General features: G+C 40.3%; 15 protein-coding genes and 5 pseudogenes. 14 read left to right on the top strand and 6 right to left on the bottom strand.

What is annotated here, in order from left to right:
• Nucleotides 1–25 precede the first annotated feature (25 nt).
• Nucleotides 26–1,912 (top strand): tRNA uridine-5-carboxymethylaminomethyl(34) synthesis enzyme MnmG, encoded by a 1,887-nt coding sequence (gene mnmG / locus AB5170_RS08740; RefSeq protein WP_187565408.1) that lies wholly within the window; start codon nt 26–28, stop codon nt 1,910–1,912.
• Here mnmG and AB5170_RS08735 read toward each other — a convergent pair.
• Nucleotides 1,850–2,053 (bottom strand): annotated as a pseudogene (locus AB5170_RS08735) (DUF6783 domain-containing protein); the annotation flags it as partial. The gene mnmG and the pseudogene AB5170_RS08735 sit on opposite strands and share 63 nt — an antisense overlap.
• On the opposite strand from AB5170_RS08735, the gene AB5170_RS08730 reads away from it, so the two are divergent.
• Entirely contained in the window at nt 1,991–2,134 is a 144-nt protein-coding gene (locus AB5170_RS08730; RefSeq protein WP_306797078.1) for a DUF6783 domain-containing protein, read from the top strand. The pseudogene AB5170_RS08735 and the gene AB5170_RS08730 sit on opposite strands and share 63 nt — an antisense overlap.
• 182 nt (nt 2,135–2,316) lie before the next feature.
• Complete coding sequence (rsmG, locus tag AB5170_RS08725; RefSeq protein ID WP_118580808.1) at nt 2,317–3,051, top strand: 16S rRNA (guanine(527)-N(7))-methyltransferase RsmG; 735 nt, start codon at nt 2,317–2,319, stop codon at nt 3,049–3,051.
• A gap of 109 nt (nt 3,052–3,160) precedes the next feature.
• On the opposite strand, the gene AB5170_RS08720 is transcribed toward rsmG, so the two are convergent.
• On the bottom strand, nt 3,161–3,427 hold the full coding sequence (locus AB5170_RS08720) for a DUF6783 domain-containing protein (protein ID WP_368361759.1): 267 nt from the start codon (nt 3,425–3,427) through the stop codon (nt 3,161–3,163).
• A 130-nt stretch (nt 3,428–3,557) separates the two neighbouring features.
• On the opposite strand from AB5170_RS08720, the gene AB5170_RS08715 reads away from it, so the two are divergent.
• The 5 genes and pseudogenes from AB5170_RS08715 to AB5170_RS08695 form a co-directional block, all read left to right on the top strand.
• Entirely contained in the window at nt 3,558–4,724 is a 1,167-nt protein-coding gene (locus AB5170_RS08715; protein ID WP_368361758.1) for an ABC transporter ATP-binding protein, read from the top strand.
• A 3-nt stretch (nt 4,725–4,727) separates the two neighbouring features.
• Entirely contained in the window at nt 4,728–5,591 is an 864-nt protein-coding gene (locus AB5170_RS08710) for an ABC transporter permease subunit (RefSeq protein WP_195478467.1), read from the top strand.
• A gap of 13 nt (nt 5,592–5,604) precedes the next feature.
• Entirely contained in the window at nt 5,605–7,143 is a 1,539-nt protein-coding gene (locus AB5170_RS08705; protein WP_368361757.1) for a GldG family protein, read from the top strand.
• Nucleotides 7,143–9,212, top strand: coding sequence for a DUF4340 domain-containing protein (locus tag AB5170_RS08700; protein ID WP_368361756.1), 2,070 nt, complete (start codon nt 7,143–7,145; stop codon nt 9,210–9,212). Before AB5170_RS08705 ends, AB5170_RS08700 begins: the two co-directional genes overlap by 1 nt.
• 202 nt (nt 9,213–9,414) lie before the next feature.
• Nucleotides 9,415–9,510, top strand: a pseudogene (locus tag AB5170_RS08695) (DUF6783 domain-containing protein); the annotation flags it as partial.
• Here AB5170_RS08695 and AB5170_RS08690 read toward each other — a convergent pair.
• Nucleotides 9,472–9,561: pseudogene (locus AB5170_RS08690) on the bottom strand (DUF6783 domain-containing protein); the annotation flags it as partial. The pseudogenes AB5170_RS08695 and AB5170_RS08690 sit on opposite strands and share 39 nt — an antisense overlap.
• Nucleotides 9,528–9,683: a DUF6783 domain-containing protein gene (locus AB5170_RS08685; protein WP_368361764.1), complete on the bottom strand. Its 156-nt coding sequence runs from the start codon at nt 9,681–9,683 to the stop codon at nt 9,528–9,530. The gene AB5170_RS08685 and the pseudogene AB5170_RS08690, both read right to left, overlap by 34 nt.
• Here AB5170_RS08685 and AB5170_RS08680 point away from each other — a divergent pair.
• Both AB5170_RS08680 and AB5170_RS08675 read left to right on the top strand, forming a co-directional pair.
• Nucleotides 9,648–9,740 (top strand): DUF6783 domain-containing protein, encoded by a 93-nt coding sequence (locus tag AB5170_RS08680; protein ID WP_368361763.1) that lies wholly within the window; start codon nt 9,648–9,650, stop codon nt 9,738–9,740. The genes AB5170_RS08685 and AB5170_RS08680 overlap by 36 nt on opposite strands.
• Nucleotides 9,741–10,204: 464 nt before the next feature.
• A pseudogene (locus AB5170_RS08675) lies at nt 10,205–10,333 on the top strand (DUF6783 domain-containing protein); the annotation flags it as partial.
• Here AB5170_RS08675 and AB5170_RS08670 read toward each other — a convergent pair.
• Together AB5170_RS08670 and AB5170_RS08665 are read right to left on the bottom strand one after the other, a co-directional pair.
• Nucleotides 10,286–10,399, bottom strand: a pseudogene (locus tag AB5170_RS08670) (hypothetical protein); the annotation flags it as partial. The pseudogenes AB5170_RS08675 and AB5170_RS08670 overlap by 48 nt on opposite strands.
• Before the next feature lie 261 nt (nt 10,400–10,660).
• Entirely contained in the window at nt 10,661–11,614 is a 954-nt protein-coding gene (locus AB5170_RS08665; RefSeq protein ID WP_173718485.1) for an alpha/beta fold hydrolase, read from the bottom strand.
• A 1,470-nt stretch (nt 11,615–13,084) separates the two neighbouring features.
• Here AB5170_RS08665 and AB5170_RS08660 point away from each other — a divergent pair.
• From AB5170_RS08660 to serS, 4 genes are all read left to right on the top strand, one after another.
• Complete coding sequence (locus tag AB5170_RS08660) at nt 13,085–13,852, top strand: ParA family protein (RefSeq protein WP_148463060.1); 768 nt, start codon at nt 13,085–13,087, stop codon at nt 13,850–13,852.
• The gene (locus tag AB5170_RS08655) at nt 13,852–14,853 is read left to right on the top strand and encodes a ParB/RepB/Spo0J family partition protein (RefSeq protein ID WP_148463061.1); all 1,002 of its coding nucleotides are present in this window, start codon (nt 13,852–13,854) and stop codon (nt 14,851–14,853) included. The genes AB5170_RS08660 and AB5170_RS08655 overlap by 1 nt, the downstream gene beginning before the upstream one ends.
• Nucleotides 14,854–14,862: 9 nt before the next feature.
• Nucleotides 14,863–15,387 carry a DUF4446 family protein gene (locus AB5170_RS08650; RefSeq protein ID WP_118580781.1) on the top strand — a complete coding sequence of 175 codons (525 nt, stop codon included), beginning with the start codon at nt 14,863–14,865 and terminating at the stop codon, nt 15,385–15,387.
• Nucleotides 15,388–15,630: 243 nt separating this feature from the next.
• Nucleotides 15,631–16,923: a serine--tRNA ligase gene (gene serS, locus AB5170_RS08645; protein WP_148463062.1), complete on the top strand. Its 1,293-nt coding sequence runs from the start codon at nt 15,631–15,633 to the stop codon at nt 16,921–16,923.
• The last annotated feature ends 27 nt before the right edge of the window (nt 16,924–16,950 follow it).

Raw genomic sequence — 16,950 nt, 5'->3', positions numbered from 1 at the left:
TGAGTGTGTTATAGAGGAGATAAAAATGAAACATTTAGAGGAGAATTATGACATAGTAGTGGTCGGTGCCGGACATGCTGGCTGTGAGGCAGCGTTGGCTGGGGCGAGATTGGGATTGAGTACGATCATGTTTACGGTAAGCGCAGAGAGTATTGCGCTGATGCCTTGTAACCCAAATGTAGGCGGTAGTTCAAAGGGACATCTGGTCCGTGAGTTGGATGCTCTTGGTGGAGAGATGGGAAAAAATATTGACAAGACTTTTATTCAGTCTAAGATGCTGAACTGTTCCAAGGGTCCGGCAGTGCATTCCCTTCGTGCTCAGGCTGATAAGCAGGCTTACAGTAATGAAATGAGAAAGACGTTGGAGAATCAGGAGAACCTGACCATCCGCCAGGGAGAGGTTACCAAGCTTCTGGTAGAGGATGGCAAGATCACAGGTGTGAAGACGTATTCCGGCGCTGTCTACCATTGTAAGGCGGTAGTTTTGTGTACTGGAACTTATCTGAAAGCACGCTGTATTTACGGTGATGTAAGCAATTATACAGGTCCAAATGGACTGCAGGCAGCCAATTATCTGACTGATTCTCTGAAAGAATTGGGAATTGAAATGTTCCGTTTCAAGACTGGAACACCTGCCCGAATTGCAGGAAATACCATCGACTACAGCAAGATGGAAGAGCAGTTTGGGGATGAGAGAGTAGTGCCATTTTCTTTTTCCACAGATCCGGAGGATGTGCAGATCGAGCAGAAATCCTGCTGGCTGACTTATACCAATGAGGCTACCCATGATATCATCCGTGCAAACCTGGATCGTTCCCCACTGTACTCTGGTATGATCGAAGGAACTGGTCCGCGTTATTGCCCTTCTATTGAGGATAAAGTAGTTCGTTTTGCAGATAAAAAAAGACATCAGGTGTTTATTGAGCCAGAGGGAATGTACACAAATGAGATGTACATTGGCGGTATGTCCAGCTCTTTGCCGGAAGATGTGCAGGAGGAAATGTACCACAGCGTACCAGGCCTTGAGCATGCAAAAATTGTGAAGAATGCTTATGCTATTGAGTACGATTGTATTAACCCAAGACAGCTTTATCCAACGCTGGAGTTTAAGAAAATTAAAGGTCTTTTCAGTGGCGGACAGTTTAATGGAAGTTCAGGTTACGAGGAGGCAGCAGCCCAGGGACTGATCGCTGGTATCAATGCAGCCATGGAAGTGCTGGGAAAAGAGCAGCTGATCCTGGATCGTTCTGAGGCTTATATCGGTGTTCTCATTGATGATCTGGTTACAAAAGAGAACCATGAGCCATACCGTATGATGACCAGCCGTGCCGAGTACCGTCTACTTCTCCGTCAGGATAATGCGGATCTGAGACTTCGTAAAAAGGGCTGGGAGGTAGGTCTTGTAGATGACGAAACCTATGCAAAAGTAGTGGAAAAAGAACGCTTGATAGCGGAAGAAATCCAGCGTGTGGAGAATACAAATGTGGGTATGACAGAGGCAGTTCAGAGCCTTCTGGAAAGCAAAGGAAGCACACCACTTAAGTCAGGAATCAGTCTTGCAGAGCTGATCCGCAGACCGGAGCTTTCCTATGCAGAGGTGGCTCCTATTGATAAGAACCGCCCTGAACTTGCCTGGGATGTGCAGGAGCAGGTAAACATTAATATTAAATACGACGGTTATATCCGCCGCCAGATGAAGCAGGTAGAGCAGTTTAAGAAGCTGGAAGCCAAGAAAATTCCAGAGGATCTGGACTATGAGAAAGTAAAGAGCCTGCGTATTGAGGCACGGCAGAAACTGGAACTTTACAGACCTGTTTCCATTGGACAGGCATCCCGAATTTCCGGTGTTTCACCGGCGGATATTTCGGTGCTGCTGGTTTATATGGAGCAGTATGGGAAGGAGCGTCACTAAACGGACGCGTTTCTGCAAGTAATATTCCACGCAGGTCGGTTGGGCACTAGAGCGTGTTTGAAAAAGGCTTTCTGCAAGATGTGTGTCACAATTTGTGGGAGATTTTGTTCGGATAAGGGCGCCGTAGCGGGCTACGGCAACCGAATTCGGGCAAAATCTCCCGCAAAGTGGGGCGTGCAGATTGCGGAAATGATTTTTCAAACACGCTCTACGGTGAAATAACTGGTAACTACGACTAAGACGCTTGGGAGAGACCTCTCGTCTAAGTCGATCTGACCAGTGGATTTCACCTTCGTTAAAAACGCACCTGAAATGACCTGCTAAAGAATATTACTTGCAAAAACGCTGTGTATTAGCAACTGGAAAGTAAAAAAATAAGTAGTTTGAGGTATAAGGAGAAGTTTATGGAATATGATTTAACCCTCTTTGAGAAAGGACTTGAAGAGCTTGGAATTGCTCTGTCCCAGGAGCAGAAGAAGCAGTTTATCACTTATTATGAGTACCTTGTAGAGAAAAATAAGGTAATGAATTTAACTGCAATTACCGAGTACAACGAGGTAATTTTAAAGCATTTTCTTGACAGTTTATCTATCGTAAAAGTTGGCAGTTTTGACCAGAAAAAGCTGACGGGAAAGTCCGTGATCGACATCGGAACCGGCGCTGGTTTCCCTGGAATTCCGCTGAAAATAGCTTTTCCAGAGCTTAAAATTACCCTTCTGGATTCTTTGAATAAAAGGGTGAATTTCCTTAATGAAGTAATCGAAATGCTTGGATTAAAAGACGTAACAGCCATCCACGGAAGAGCTGAAGACTATGCGAAACAGAAGGAACACAGAGAAAAATACGACTTCTGTGTCTCCCGCGCAGTAGCCAATCTAAGCACCCTTTCCGAGTATTGTATCCCCTTCGTAAAAGAAGGAGGCAGCTTTATTTCTTATAAATCCGGCAAGATTGATGAAGAGCTTGCGCAGGCAGAAAATGCTGTGAAAATCCTTGGTGGAAAAGTTCAGGATGTAGTGAAATTTCCACTTATGGACACGGATATGGATCGTTCTTTTGTGGTGATCAAGAAGATGAAACCGACCGCCAAGAAGTACCCCAGGAAGGCTGGCTTGCCGGCGAAGGAGCCGCTGGCGTAGAATATGTGTTAATATTAAGATAACTTTAGTCCTGAAAGAGGAAGAAATCCGTACTATATTTCTCTCCGATAATATCGGCGATTTTTTCTGAGATAACATAGGTTCTGTCTCAATCACTTTCAAAGGAATTGTCTTCATTGGGAATAGTTTGGTTAGTAGCTTGGTTAGTGTGATTAACCAAGCTACTAACCAAGCTCTTAAACATAACCATAATATCCTCACACTTAATCGTATATTCTGGCATAGGATTTCCAGCTTCCTCGCAACTGTCTTTGATTTTTTCTATTCCACATCCCCGTGCCTTAGAGCGTGTCTGAAAAATCATTCCCGCAATCTGCACGCCCCACTTTGCGGAATGTATTTTATTTTGGGACACATTTCCAACACAAAATAATCACATATTTCTCACATAATTATCTAAATTTCCTCACAGGTTGCACATAAAATAATCATAGATAGATGCATGGGATAAGCCATGCATCTGCAACTTGAAGGAGGTAAGAAACTTGATTGAAGTAAAAAATCTGGTAAAACGCTACGGCGATCACACCGCTGTAGACCACCTTTCTTTTGAAATAGAGAAAGGCAAGATTTATGGTTTCCTGGGCCCCAACGGCGCCGGAAAATCCACAACCATGAATATGATAACCGGCTATATTGCATCCACCGAGGGAACAGTAGTCATAGACGGTCATGATATTCTGGAAGAACCTGAGGAGGCAAAAAAATGCATCGGATATCTACCCGAAATGCCGCCCCTTTATTTTGATATGACCGTTCTGGAATATCTGAAATTCGTAGCAGATCTGAAGAAAATTCCTAAAGATAAAAAAGCCACTATGATCGAAGAAATCATGGACATGGTAAAGATTACTGACATGAAAAATCGTCTGATCAAGAACCTTTCTAAAGGTTACAGACAGAGGGTTGGTATTGCGCAGGCTGTGCTTGGTTACCCGGAGGTTATTATTCTGGATGAGCCGACTGTCGGGCTTGACCCAAAACAGATCAACGAAATCCGCGATCTGATCAAAGGCCTGAAACAGAAACACACCGTTATCCTTAGCTCCCATATTTTGTCCGAAGTCAGCGCCGTTTGCGACTACGTGCTGATCATTTCCCATGGAAAACTGGTAGCCAGCGATACCCCTGAGAATCTGGGAAAACTGGCAGCAGGCTCAAACAACCTGAATCTGCTTGTAAAAGGTCAGAAAGACACTATCAGAGCCGCTCTGGAGGCCGTAGAAGGGGTAAAAGAGGTTACGGTGAAGAAAAGCCCGGAGGAAGGCGTATACGCCATTACAGTGGGCACCGAAGAGAATATGGATGTGCGTGAAAAAGTATTCTACAGTATGGTAAATGTCGGCTGCCCGATTCTTGAAATGCAGTCTAAGAAAGTTTCTCTGGAGGAGATATTCCTTGAACTTACAGAGAGCGAGAAAAAAGATAAAGATGCGTCAGGAAAAAAGTCCGGAAAATCTTTCTTTAAGACGGCAGCAGATGCTGAGAAGTATTTGAATGATAAAAACGAAGATACTGTCCCTGATCATGGATTTGAAGAAAAAGGCTTTGATGAATCGGGCGAAGTATCCGACGATGTGTCAGATAATGGACTGTCTGGTGATAAACAGAATAGTTTTGTCGCATCTGAGAAAGAAAAGGGGGAAGAGTAAACCATGCTTGCTATTTATAAAAGAGAGTTGAAGAGCTACCTGACTTCCATGGTCGGCTACCTGTTTATGTTTTTTGTGTTGCTGATCGCAGGTATTTACTTTTCAGCGTACCAGCTTTCAGCTGCTTATCCGAAATTTGAATATACTTTAAATGCCATGACCTTTGTGTTTCTGATTGCAGTGCCGATCCTGACCATGCGTGTACTTGCTGAGGAAAGAAAGCAAAAAACGGACCAGCTTCTGCTTACCTCTCCGGTATCTGTATCCGGCATCGTAATGGGAAAATATCTTGCACTTGTGACTATTTATGCAATCCCCATTGTGGTTCTTGCAACTTATCCGCTGATTATGTCGAAGTTCGGAACCGTTGCATTTGGTTCCGCGTACACAGCACTCCTTGGATTTTTCCTTCTGGGAAGTGCAAACATTGCAATCGGCGTATTTTTCTCAGCAATCACTGAGAGTCAGGTAATTGCAGCAGTTCTTACCTTTGTATTTTTATTTGCTTTTTATATGATGAATGGAATTTCTTCCTTTTTCTCAGAGACGGCAATGTCTACGTGTGTGACATTTGGCATTCTGATCATAGCGCTTAGCCTTATGATTTACAGTATGATAAAAAATGCAGTGATCTCAGGTGCTGTCTGCGTGATTGGAGAAGTGGCACTGGTGATTATTTATGTTGTAAAATCCAGCGTGTTTGAAGGAGGAATCCAGAAGGTTCTTGAAGTGTTTAACTTAAGTTCACACTTTGAAAACTTTACAAACAGTATTTTTGATGTGACTGGAGTTCTTTATTTCCTGTCTGTCATTGCCATTTGTATATTCCTTACCATGCAGACGATTTTGAAGAGACGTTGGAATTAAGGAGGTGGGGAAAATGTTTTTTAAGAAGAAAAATGATAACAATATTGATAATAACGATAAAAACGCAATTAATATTAAAAATGTCGAAAATAATAACAATAATAACAAAAAAGAAAAACGAAAATTTAAAGACAGTATTAATAAAAAGTACTTGAAAAATGGAAGCTACAGTTCTGTTATGATTGTTGTTTTCATTGCTATCATTATTGTTATAAATATGATCGTTGGAAATCTTCCTTCAAAGTATACGCAGCTGGATATCAGCTCCGAGAAACTTTACACCATCGGTGATGAGACAAAAGCTATGCTGAAAAATCTGGACAAGGATGTAACCATATATCAGATCGCCCAGAGCGGAAGTGAGGATGAGACTATCAGTAATCTGCTTCAAAGATATGCAGATGAATCTGATCATATTAAGGTGGAACAGAAAGATCCAGTGGTCAATCCTAAATTTGTCAGTGAATACACCAGTGACAACCTTTCCTCTAATAGCTTAATTGTTGTATGCGGAGACAGAAATAAGGTTATAAATTATAACAATATTTACGAATCTACAATGGATTACAACACATACAGTTATCAGACAACAGGATTCGACGGCGAAGGTCAGATCACAAGTGCCATCGCATATGTAACTAGTGAAAACCTGCCGGTATTGTACACATTAGAGGGACATGGAGAGCAGGAGCTTGATTCTACGATCAAGGAAGATATTGAGAAAGCAAACATGGAAATCAAATCCCTGAATCTGCTTACAGAGGGAAGCGTTCCAGAGGATGCCAGTTGTCTGCTGATTGATTCTCCTACAACAGATATCTCAGAGGATGAGAAGACTGCATTGATCGATTATCTGGAAAATGGTGGAAAAGCAATGATTTTCTCCGATTACACAGGAGAAAAAATGGAAAACTTTGATGCAGTGCTGAAAAACTACGGCGTAAGCAGAGTAGATGGTCTTGTATTTGAGGGTGATGCACAGCATTATGCCGCTCAGATGCCTTACTATCTGGTTCCAACTGTAAACAGCACAGATATTACATCTGATGTTGCTTCTTCCGGATATTACATCCTGATGCCGTATGCACAGGGGATCCAGAAATCTGATGACGTGAGAGACACTGTAAATATTGAAAGTCTTCTTACAACTTCCGATAGTGCATATTCAAAGAAAGATTTGAACAGCGGTTCTCTTGAAAAGGAAGACGGTGATGTGGATGGCCCATTTGACCTGGGTGTCAGCGTTACAGAGACTGTAGATGATGATAAAGAGACTCATATTATTTATTATTCCACATCAAACCTGCTGCAGAGCCAGATCAATCAGATGGTTTCTGGTGGAAATGAGAAACTTGTGATGACTTCTTTAAGTTCTCTGGTAGACACAGAAGACAGTACAACAGTCTCTATCCCATCAAAGAGCCTGGAAGTATCTTATCTGACTTTGACAGCATATGATGCAAGCTTCTGGAAAATCTGTACCATTGGTCTGATTCCTGGAGCATTCCTGTTGATTGGATTTATGATTTGGTTAAAGAGGAGAAAAGCCTGATGAAGAAAAAATCAGTAAATCTTATTACAGCAGTGGGCGTTTTGGTTGTCCTCAGCGGCGCATACGTAGGCGTAAAAGCCTACGTAGCCAAGCAGGAGGCCGCGGATGCCGAAAGTGCGGAGGAAGAAAATCCGGAAATTATTTCCATAGCGTCTGCTGATGTAAAATCAATAAAATTTGTAATTGATAAAAAAGAAGTTACCTTTGAAAAAGAAGGAGATTCCTGGGTGAAAAGTGATGAAACTGATTTTCCGGTAGATCAGGATAAAATCGACACACTGGTAAGCTCCCTGAATTCTATAAAAGCGGAAAGAACACTGGAAAATGTGGAGGATGCATCAGAGTATGAATTGGATCAGCCGGAGAACACGATCACGGTTACCACAGAAGATGGGAAAACGACAGTAATCCAGCTTGGAATGGAGAATGATTCCACAAGTCAGGAATACATTGACTTGAACAAGGATTCTTCTACAGTTTATGTAGTAAGCAATTCCACGTTTTCTTCTTTTGAGGGAACTTTGTACGACTTTGCAAAAAGCGGCGTTTTCCCAACTGTGGATTCCTCTACGGTCAGCAAAATTTCTGTAGATGGAAAAGATTCTTCCTATGTTGTAGAGAAAGATGAAAATAATTTCTGGAATATTACTGGTGATGGAGAGACTGAGAAAGCAGATTCTGCGAAGGCAACTTCCTTAGCCAGTACATTATCCAGTGTGGCTTATGCAAGTTATGTAAATTATAACTGCGCAGAAGATGAGCTCTCTCAGTACGGATTAGATAAGCCGTATGCAGAGATTACAGTGGATTATCAGGAAGAAGTTGAAAAAGAGTCCACTGATGATGAAAACGAGGCTGAAAATGGCGATGAGGAGGTCTCAGAGGCATCTGGGGATGAGAACCAGGCGGATGAAAATGCGGATTCTGAAACAGATGGAAGCGAAAGCTTGGATGAAGATGCGGATTCTGAGACAGATGGAAGCGAAAGCCCAGATGAAGATGAGGATTCTGAGACAGATGGATACGAAAGCTCAGATGAAGATGTGGATGTGGCAGACACAGAAGATTCAGAAGCTGTAGAAAATGAGAATACAGATGAAACAGCAGATGACAACGTCGAAGCAGAAGATACAGATGTAACTGAATCAGATGACGAGGCTGGGGTGGAAACTACAGATACTGAGTCCGCAGAAAGTTCTGAAGATTCAGAACCGGAAACTGAAATGGTTGACAGAGAACTTGTAATTCAGGTTGGAGATCAATCTTCAGATGGTGGAAGATATGTTCGGGTGAATGACAGCAACGAAATTTATACAATATCCGAGGATTCTCTTGATACTTTCCTTGGAAAAACAAATGCTGATTTCTGGGATTTGACAGTAAGCTATTTGTCTGCAAATAATCTGGATACTCTGGATGTGAACTACGGAGGAGAAGATTATATCGTAAATGTTTCACGTGAAACATCTGAGGATGAAAACGTAGAAACATCGGATAATGAGACGGAAGATGAAGATACAACAGATAGTACCAGCAGTGATGTTGCCGACGGCAACGATGTAGAGGGAAATGCTGCTGATGATAACACTTCATCAGGTGATTTGACCGACGAAGATACTGAAAATACAGATGACAGTTCTTCTACTGCAAGCACCACAAGTTCAACCAGTGTAACCTTATCTTATACACTAAATGGAAAAGATCTGGACAGCACAACATTTACAACGTTCTACAATAAGCTGATCAACATGACAGCGCAGAAACGTCTGACTGATGAATTTAAGTCCAATACAGATCCGGAAATGACTGTGAAATTTACAGATATAGATGGAAATGAAATGGAAGTGGAGTATTATTCCTATGATACAAATTACTATGCCGCTGTTATAAACAAAAAAGTATATCTGGTAAATAAAATGACAGTAAAAGAACTGTTTCAGGCATTTGAATCTGTAACTGGTGAGAAAGAGGAAAACGAAAAAGCTGAGACAACAGATCCTGAAACAAATGCTTCTACAGATAATGCTGAAACAGAAACGACAGAGGCTTCAGAGGATGCTGAAGAGTAGTAGTAGCTGAAAAAATGATAAAAAAAGATCTTTGCCTGTGAAAAAAACAGGACAAGGATCTTTTTTACTATTTGAAAAAACTGTTGAATTGCCTGTTACATAAGAATTCTACTGGATATGAATATGCGCGTACATCGTTTTGCAAATAACGATATCAATCAAGCTGGATGCGTGAAGTTGAAGGTGCGGATGGAAAAAATGTGTGGCGGGCTACGCCCGAGCGTGTCTGAAAAATCATTCCTGCAATCTGCACGCCTTGCTTTGTTATATATCTTATTCGGATTCGGTCGCTGTGGTTCACTACAGCAACTGAATTTAAGTTAAAGCTCCTGTGAATTGTGGCATGCATTTAAAAATCATTCCTGCAATCTGCGTGCCAAATTTTGTGGTATATTTTGTCCGAATTCGGTTGTCGCAGCTCGTTACGACGCCCTCATCCGGGCAAAATCTCCTACAAATTATGACGCACATCTTGCAGAAAGCCTTTTCCAAACACGCTCTGGTCCGCTGACATTTCAAATGGTATGAAATATGTAATTAACGTTGGCTATTTTGTCTGTTTGAATTTCTATATGCATTGTTTTTGAAAATAAAATTTTAAAAATCTTTGAATTTTACTCATATGGTTTTACATTAGCCGACTATATAAAAAGTCCGAAAACAGAAACTTTGCTTTTGCTTTCTGAAATATTACGGTAAATATAAAATGTAATAATAACTTTTATAAAATAAAAACCTACTAAAACATACAATAAAGTCCAATAAATAACACTTAACGACACGATGATACAACAAAGACCTATTTAATGTACTTTGAACAACAAAACAGGCAAATGAATCGTAAAAATCCTCTGAAAAATATATTGTTATGTAAAAATATACTTTTAAACAATTCTAATTAAAACAAAAAGATTGTATAAAGATAAAATGGAACAGCGCATAATTGAAAAAATAACAAAATAACAACAAAACAATACGAAAAGAGCTCTGAGATGTATTTGAAAATCATTTCTCAATCCACACCCCCCACTTTGCAGTATATTTTACCCGTAGTTGGGTGTGTCGTAGCACGTTGCAGCACCTTCATTCTGGCCAAATCTCCCGCAAATTGTGGCGCGCACCTTGCATAAAGCCTTTTTCAAACACTCTCTGGGATGTGTCAAAAAACATTTTCGCAATCCGCACACCTTACTTTGTGGTATATATTCCTGAATTTGGCTGCCATATTCGCTACGGCAACCTCATCCTCATCCTGGTCAAAGTCCCACAAATTGTGACGTACATCTTGTAGAAAGCTTTTTTAATATACTCTGGAAATATAGAAAGAACAGGAAAAGCATAAAGCATAATAAATTATTATTACAAAAACAAAAAAACTTCGGGATTATATTATACAATCTCGAAGCTTTTTATTCTGCTTTGAAGGCATATCTATATCTTTATTTTAATTAAAAGAATGCACCAACCTGCTCAAGAAATGCTTCTACATTCTCAATATGTGGAAAATGCTTGGAACATGGAATGGTTGCTGACTCAATTGCTGGATTTACTTTCTGATAAGCTTCTACAATTGCAGCACCATTTGGCTCATCTTCACCTTCTACGATATAAATGCTGTTATCAATTGATTCTACAGCATGGCGAATGTTGATATTCATATATTTAGCACTTTGGCTGGAGTATAGGCATTTTGCATAATAACCACCTTTGTGCGCAGCTTCATAATATGCATCCAGGACATCTTTGTCTACATGGAATGGATTATAATAAAGCTTATCAAGGAAGAAATCATTAATTGTTTCACGTGAAACAATTATATGGTAGATAAAGGTTCCAAATATAGGCAGTTCGATAAAGAATTTGAATAATTTATCCTTTTTTGTGGTAGTTTGGGCAAGAGAAATCATGCTTACCGGATTAATAAACATGATTTTATTAATGCTTTCTTTATCGTAAGCAGCGGCAGTAGTAACAAATGAACATGAGAAACCACTTGCAATGATGTCGGTTTTCTCTTTAATTACATTTTTTATAAAATCGCAGATGATTTGTACGAAAAGAAAATTTGTATATGTAATTCCAGCTTTTTCCGAACGTCCGCAACCTAATAGATCAAGGGTATATACGGTGTGCTCTTGAGCAAGTTGATCCTCAACACGAGACCATTCGTATCCACTGGCTCCAGGCATTGTATCATGAATAAGAAGAAGAGGAGAGCCTTTTCCCTTCTTGGTATAATAAATTTTTCCGAAACGCCAATTATAATAGTTGTGATTGGAAAAATCAAGCATTTCTTTTAACTGGGAAGAGGCAACAATCACTCTATTGGTGAGATGGATGACACCAGCGGCAATCGTAGTCAACGCGGCCAGAGTCAGAATTTTATGTTTAGTGTCTTTCATTTTATAGAGGACCTCCTTTGGGTTTGTATGTATATTATACGCCAAAGAGGCTGATTTTACAATGTTTTTTGGCATATAAATGGGAATTGACAGAATACTGGGCTGCTGTTCACTCCGTTCACAGTAACACGCTTTCTGTGCAAACTTAATTCTCGGGGGTTCTGTGAATTTTTTTCACAAAAAACACCTCGCGGAGCATCACTGGTGAACAGCAACAATACTGATTGCTACTCATTTCGTGACCAGTAACATGCTTCACGAAAAAAGACATATTATTTGCTTTTGATAACCTGTTTAGATATGGTTGATATTTCGCGGTTTTATTGGCTTTACCAAACCTATAACTTATTTAATGTGTTGGTCGTTATCCCGGACGCGATTTCACAATGTATATTCACCGCCGCGCGTCGCAACGTTCCGGCAAGCTAATGACTAACTGCGACTAAGACGCTCAGGAGAGCCTTCGCGCCTAAGTCTCCGTAAGTCATGGATCTCACCTCCACTAAAACCGCTCCTGAAATGCGCGGCTTGCGAATATACATTGCAAAATTGCTTGATGCTGGAAAGGGAAGAAAGAAACAGTAACGATAACAACGGGAGTGGGGGAAGTAATTGGTATCCCGCAACTTTATTGTTTTTTGCAAATCTATCGTTGCCAAGAAAGTGTAGGGAAAACAATCACTCCCCCTCCCCTCTTCATTAAAAGTTCTTATCAACCAGCAAGTCTCAGCCAGTACACAGCATTTGGGCAATGTGTATTACTCCAGCGAGCCATTTCAGGCGCGCTCTTAGCGTAAGCGAAATTCAGCGCTTACGTAGACTTATGCGTGAGGGCTCTCCCGAACGCATTAGTCGCAGTTAGCGATTAGTTTGCTGGAGCGTTGCGCCGGCGAGTGAGTAATACACATTGTCCAAATGCGTCCGCATTGAAGAACTTTTAATCAACTAAATAGCAATAGAAAATAATAATAATTTTTTATATGTTGACTTCCAACAAATACATTCCAAAAAATGTTTAAAATCCCACAGTTAGGGTTATAATTAATAAGAAGATAAAAATAGACAATATTTTTATGAAAAGAAATGCCATTTTCTATGTTTCACGTGAAACATTATGTGGCGAGATAAATTTAAAAGTGTTATAATAGCAATAGTTATATGATAAGATTGCAGAACCTGTAGGATGGTGGTGTAATCTATAAACTTTGGTTATTGTGTGCAATTAAAATTTGCAAAATGTTTCACGTGAAACATTTTTATGTAATAAGAAATTCTGTTAAAATTTTCTATTGCATAAAAAGCCCTACCAGGTAGGATTACACTGTGGCAGAAAGTTAGATGGCGCTCGAGGTGCCCCGCCGTAGGTGGAGAATCCTGCAAGCAGGCTTCTTTTTTACAATTAAACATGTTGCTTTTTATAAAAATGTTGTGTGAACAGTAACCTAAATAATATGAAAGGGAGGGTTGATATTGGGCAGAACGATTGCGGTTGCTAATCAGAAAGGCGGCGTTGGCAAATCTACCACAGCCATTAATCTTTCTGCATGCCTGGCAGAACAGGGAAAAAAGGTTCTGACAATTGACATGGATCCTCAGGGAAACACTACCAGTGGATTAGGTGTTGATAAAAATGAAGTAGAAGATACCTTGTATGAACTTCTGGTAGGACAGTCCGATGTTGAGAAGACGATTGTCAAAGATGTAGTAGAAAATGTAGATTTGATACCATCAAATGTAAATCTGTCTGGCGCAGAGATTGAGCTTGTTGGTATTGATAATAAAGAATACATATTGAAAGAGATTACTGACAAAATAAAGAATAATTATGATTATATTATTATTGATTGTCCCCCATCTCTGAATATGCTTACTATTAATGCACTTACTGCTGCGACATCTGTTTTGGTTCCGATTCAGTGTGAGTACTATGCATTGGAAGGATTATCACAGCTGATACATACTATTGATCTGGTAAAGGACAGGCTGAATAATGATCTTGAGATTGAGGGCGTTGTGTTTACTATGTATGATGCCCGTACAAATTTATCGCTACAGGTAGTAGAGAATGTTAAGGAAAATCTTCAGCAGAATATTTACAAGACCATTATTCCGAGAAATGTCAGACTGGCAGAAGCTCCAAGTTACGGACAGCCGATTACTCTTTATGATCCGAGATCCACAGGAGCAGAAGCTTATCGCCTTCTTGCGGAAGAAGTGATAAACAGGGAGGTTGAGTAATGGCAGTTAAGAAGAAAGGTCTTGGAAGAGGTCTGGATGCTCTTTTCCCGGAGAAGTCAGTGAAGCCAGCTGAAAAAAAACCAGAGCAAAAGCCAGTTGCCACAAATGAAAGCTTACATCAGCAGGAAGAAGGTTCTTTGAATGCTTCAGCAGTGAAGAGTGCTGCAGAAACAAAAGATACAGCACAAGCTGCAGTAGTTGAAGAACCGAAGAAATCTGAAATGCTTGTAAAGATTTCAAAGGTAGAGCCAAACAGAACTCAGCCACGCAAGCAGTTTGATGAGGATGCTTTACTGGAATTATCTGAATCAATTAAGCAGTTTGGCATCTTACAGCCACTTCTGGTTTCGGATAAAGGCGATTACTATGAGATTATTGCAGGCGAGAGAAGATGGAGAGCAGCCAAACTTGCCGGATTGAAAGAAGTTCCGGTAATCATTAAGGAATTTAATGATCAGCAGGTAGTTGAGATTTCCCTGATTGAAAATATTCAGCGGGAAGACTTAAATCCAATAGAGGAAGCGATGGCCTATAAGCGCCTGATCGATGAATTTAAGCTGAAACAGGATAATATTGCAGAACGCGTTTCTAAGAGCAGAACTGCAGTGACTAATTCCCTTCGCCTTTTGAAATTGGATGAAAGAGTTCAGCAGATGCTGATTGATGAGATGATTTCAGCTGGGCATGCTCGTGCAATTCTTGCAATTACAGACAAGGATAAGCAGACAAGTGTGGCAATGAAGGTTTTTGATGAGAAATTAAGCGTTCGAGAGACTGAAAAACTGGTAAAACATATTGTGGAGCCACCGAAGAAAACTCAGAAGACGGTAAATACAGCTGAAGATGCGATTTACGAGAGTCTCGAGGAGAAAATGAAGGGCATTATGGGAACCCGGGTTTTTATCCACAGAAAGAAAAATAATAAAGGTAAAATTGAAATTGAATATTATTCCAGAGATGAACTGGAAAGAATCATTGAGTTGTTTGAATCAATAAGATAAGGAGAGTGCATGAGCAGTATTTTTGACAGCCTGGGAATCGACCCGGGTATCATTATTATTTTACTGCTGATTCTGACCATCGTTCTGGCGGTGAATGTATTCAGCAGCAAAATGAGGCTTAGCCGTTTGGAACGTAAATACAAAATGTTCATGAAAGGCAGTGACGCACAATCTCTTGAGAAAGTTTTTGTACGAAAATTCGCTCAGATTGACCGCCTTTATGAAGCCAAAGAGGATCATGAGCACGACATCAGCTTTATCAAACATCATTTGGAATCTATGTTCAGCAAATATGGCGTTGAAAAGTATGATGCGTTCGATGATGTAGGCGGAAAACTTAGTTTTGCACTGGCTTTGTTGGATCAGGATAATTCCGGAGTAATTTTGAATGCAGTACACAGCAGAGACAATTGCTTCCTTTATCTGAAAGAAATTGTAAAGGGAGAGTCCTATGTAATGTTGAGCCAGGAAGAACTTGAAGCCCTTAGAAAAGCTGTAAATTTTGGCTTGGAAAATATTGAAAAAGATGAGTAAATTGGTTGCTGCGAACAGTTGGTAAAAAATGAATATAAGTCATAAAAAAACAGCGAAAAATGACAAAATTGTTATAAAAAATAAATAGTAATGACAATATTGTTATAAAACGAAAAACAAAACAGATACTTGCCATAAAAAGAGATATGAAAAAATAAAACAGATACTTGCTGCAAAAAGAGATATGGAAAAATAAAACAGATATTTGCCATAAAAAATAAAGTATCAGTACAGGAGGAAGACATGTTAGACATTAAATTTGTGAGAGAGAACCCGGAAATCGTAAAGCAGAACATCCGCAATAAATTCCAGGACAGCAAACTGGAGCTGGTTGACAAGGTTCTGGAGTTGGATAAGGAAAACCGCGAGATCAAACAGGAAGTAGAAGCTCTTCGTGCAGAGAGAAATAAAATTTCCAAACAGATTGGTGCTCTTATGGGCCAGGGAAAGAAGGATGAAGCAGAGGAAGTTAAGAAACAGGTTGCAGCTTCCGGTGAGCGTATTGAGGAACTTTCCAAGAGAGAGAAAGAAGTTGAGGAAGAGCTTCTGAAGGATATGATGGTAATCCCGAATATCATTGACCCATCTGTACCGATTGGTAAAGATGACAGCGAGAACGTTGAGATTGAGAAATTTGGTGAGCCTGTTGTTCCGGATTTCGAAGTTCCGTATCATACAGAAATCATGGAAGCTTTTGACGGAATCGACCTTGATAGCGCAAGACGTGTTGCTGGTAATGGTTTCTATTATCTGATGGGTGATATCGCAAGACTTCATTCTGCTGTTATTGCATATGCACGTGATTTCATGATTAACAGAGGATTCACATACTGTGTACCGCCGTTCATGATCAGAAGTAACGTTGTTACAGGTGTTATGAGCTTCGCTGAGATGGATGCCATGATGTACAAGATCGAAGGTGAGGATCTGTACCTGATCGGAACCAGTGAGCATTCTATGATTGGTAAATTTATTGACCAGATCATTCCGGAAGAAGAGCTTCCAAAAACTCTTACAAGTTATTCTCCATGCTTCCGTAAAGAGAAAGGTGCTCATGGACTTGAAGAGAGAGGCGTTTACCGTATCCACCAGTTTGAGAAGCAGGAGATGATCGTAGTTTGCAATCCAGAGGACAGCAAGATGTGGTTTGACAAACTGTGGCAGAACACTGTTGATCTGTTTCGTTCCCTAGATATTCCGGTTCGTACACTGGAATGCTGCTCTGGTGACCTGGCAGACCTGAAAGTGAAATCCCTGGATGTTGAAGCATGGTCTCCAAGACAGAAGAAATACTTTGAGGTAGGAAGCTGCTCCAACCTTGGTGATGCACAGGCACGTCGTCTGAAAATCCGTGTAAACGGAAAAGATGGCAAGAAATATCTTGCTCATACTCTTAATAACACAGTTGTTGCTCCGCCAAGAATGCTGATCGCGTTCCTTGAGAACAACCTGAATGCAGATGGAAGCGTAAATATTCCAGTTGCCCTTCAGCCATACATGGGTGGAATGACAAAAATCGAGAAAAAGTCCAAATAATTGGACTTAAAAACAAAATAGTATAAA

Origin of the sequence: Ruminococcus sp. RTP21484sp1_RTP21281st1_A8_RTP21281_210402, assembly GCF_040914025.1 — a bacterium.
In the GTDB taxonomy this organism is placed as follows: domain Bacteria; phylum Bacillota; class Clostridia; order Lachnospirales; family Lachnospiraceae; genus Blautia_A; species Blautia_A faecis.
This window is presented reverse-complemented; position numbering and strand designations above follow the sequence as displayed.

Coding starts and splice junctions, on each gene's coding strand:
- rsmG (WP_118580808.1), top strand. CDS start 2,317: ATGGAATATGATTTAACCCTCTTTGAGAAAGGACTTGAAGAGCTTGGA.
- AB5170_RS08705 (WP_368361757.1), top strand. CDS start 5,605: ATGTTTTTTAAGAAGAAAAATGATAACAATATTGATAATAACGATAAA.
- AB5170_RS08665 (WP_173718485.1), bottom strand. CDS start 11,614: ATGAAAGACACTAAACATAAAATTCTGACTCTGGCCGCGTTGACTACG.
- AB5170_RS08650 (WP_118580781.1), top strand. CDS start 14,863: ATGAGCAGTATTTTTGACAGCCTGGGAATCGACCCGGGTATCATTATT.
- AB5170_RS08700 (WP_368361756.1), top strand. CDS start 7,143: ATGAAGAAAAAATCAGTAAATCTTATTACAGCAGTGGGCGTTTTGGTT.
- mnmG (WP_187565408.1), top strand. CDS start 26: ATGAAACATTTAGAGGAGAATTATGACATAGTAGTGGTCGGTGCCGGA.
- AB5170_RS08655 (WP_148463061.1), top strand. CDS start 13,852: ATGGCAGTTAAGAAGAAAGGTCTTGGAAGAGGTCTGGATGCTCTTTTC.
- AB5170_RS08730 (WP_306797078.1), top strand. CDS start 1,991: ATGTGTGTCACAATTTGTGGGAGATTTTGTTCGGATAAGGGCGCCGTA.
- AB5170_RS08710 (WP_195478467.1), top strand. CDS start 4,728: ATGCTTGCTATTTATAAAAGAGAGTTGAAGAGCTACCTGACTTCCATG.
- serS (WP_148463062.1), top strand. CDS start 15,631: ATGTTAGACATTAAATTTGTGAGAGAGAACCCGGAAATCGTAAAGCAG.
- AB5170_RS08685 (WP_368361764.1), bottom strand. CDS start 9,683: ATGTGCGTCATAATTTGTAGGAGATTTTGCCCGGATGAGGGCGTCGTA.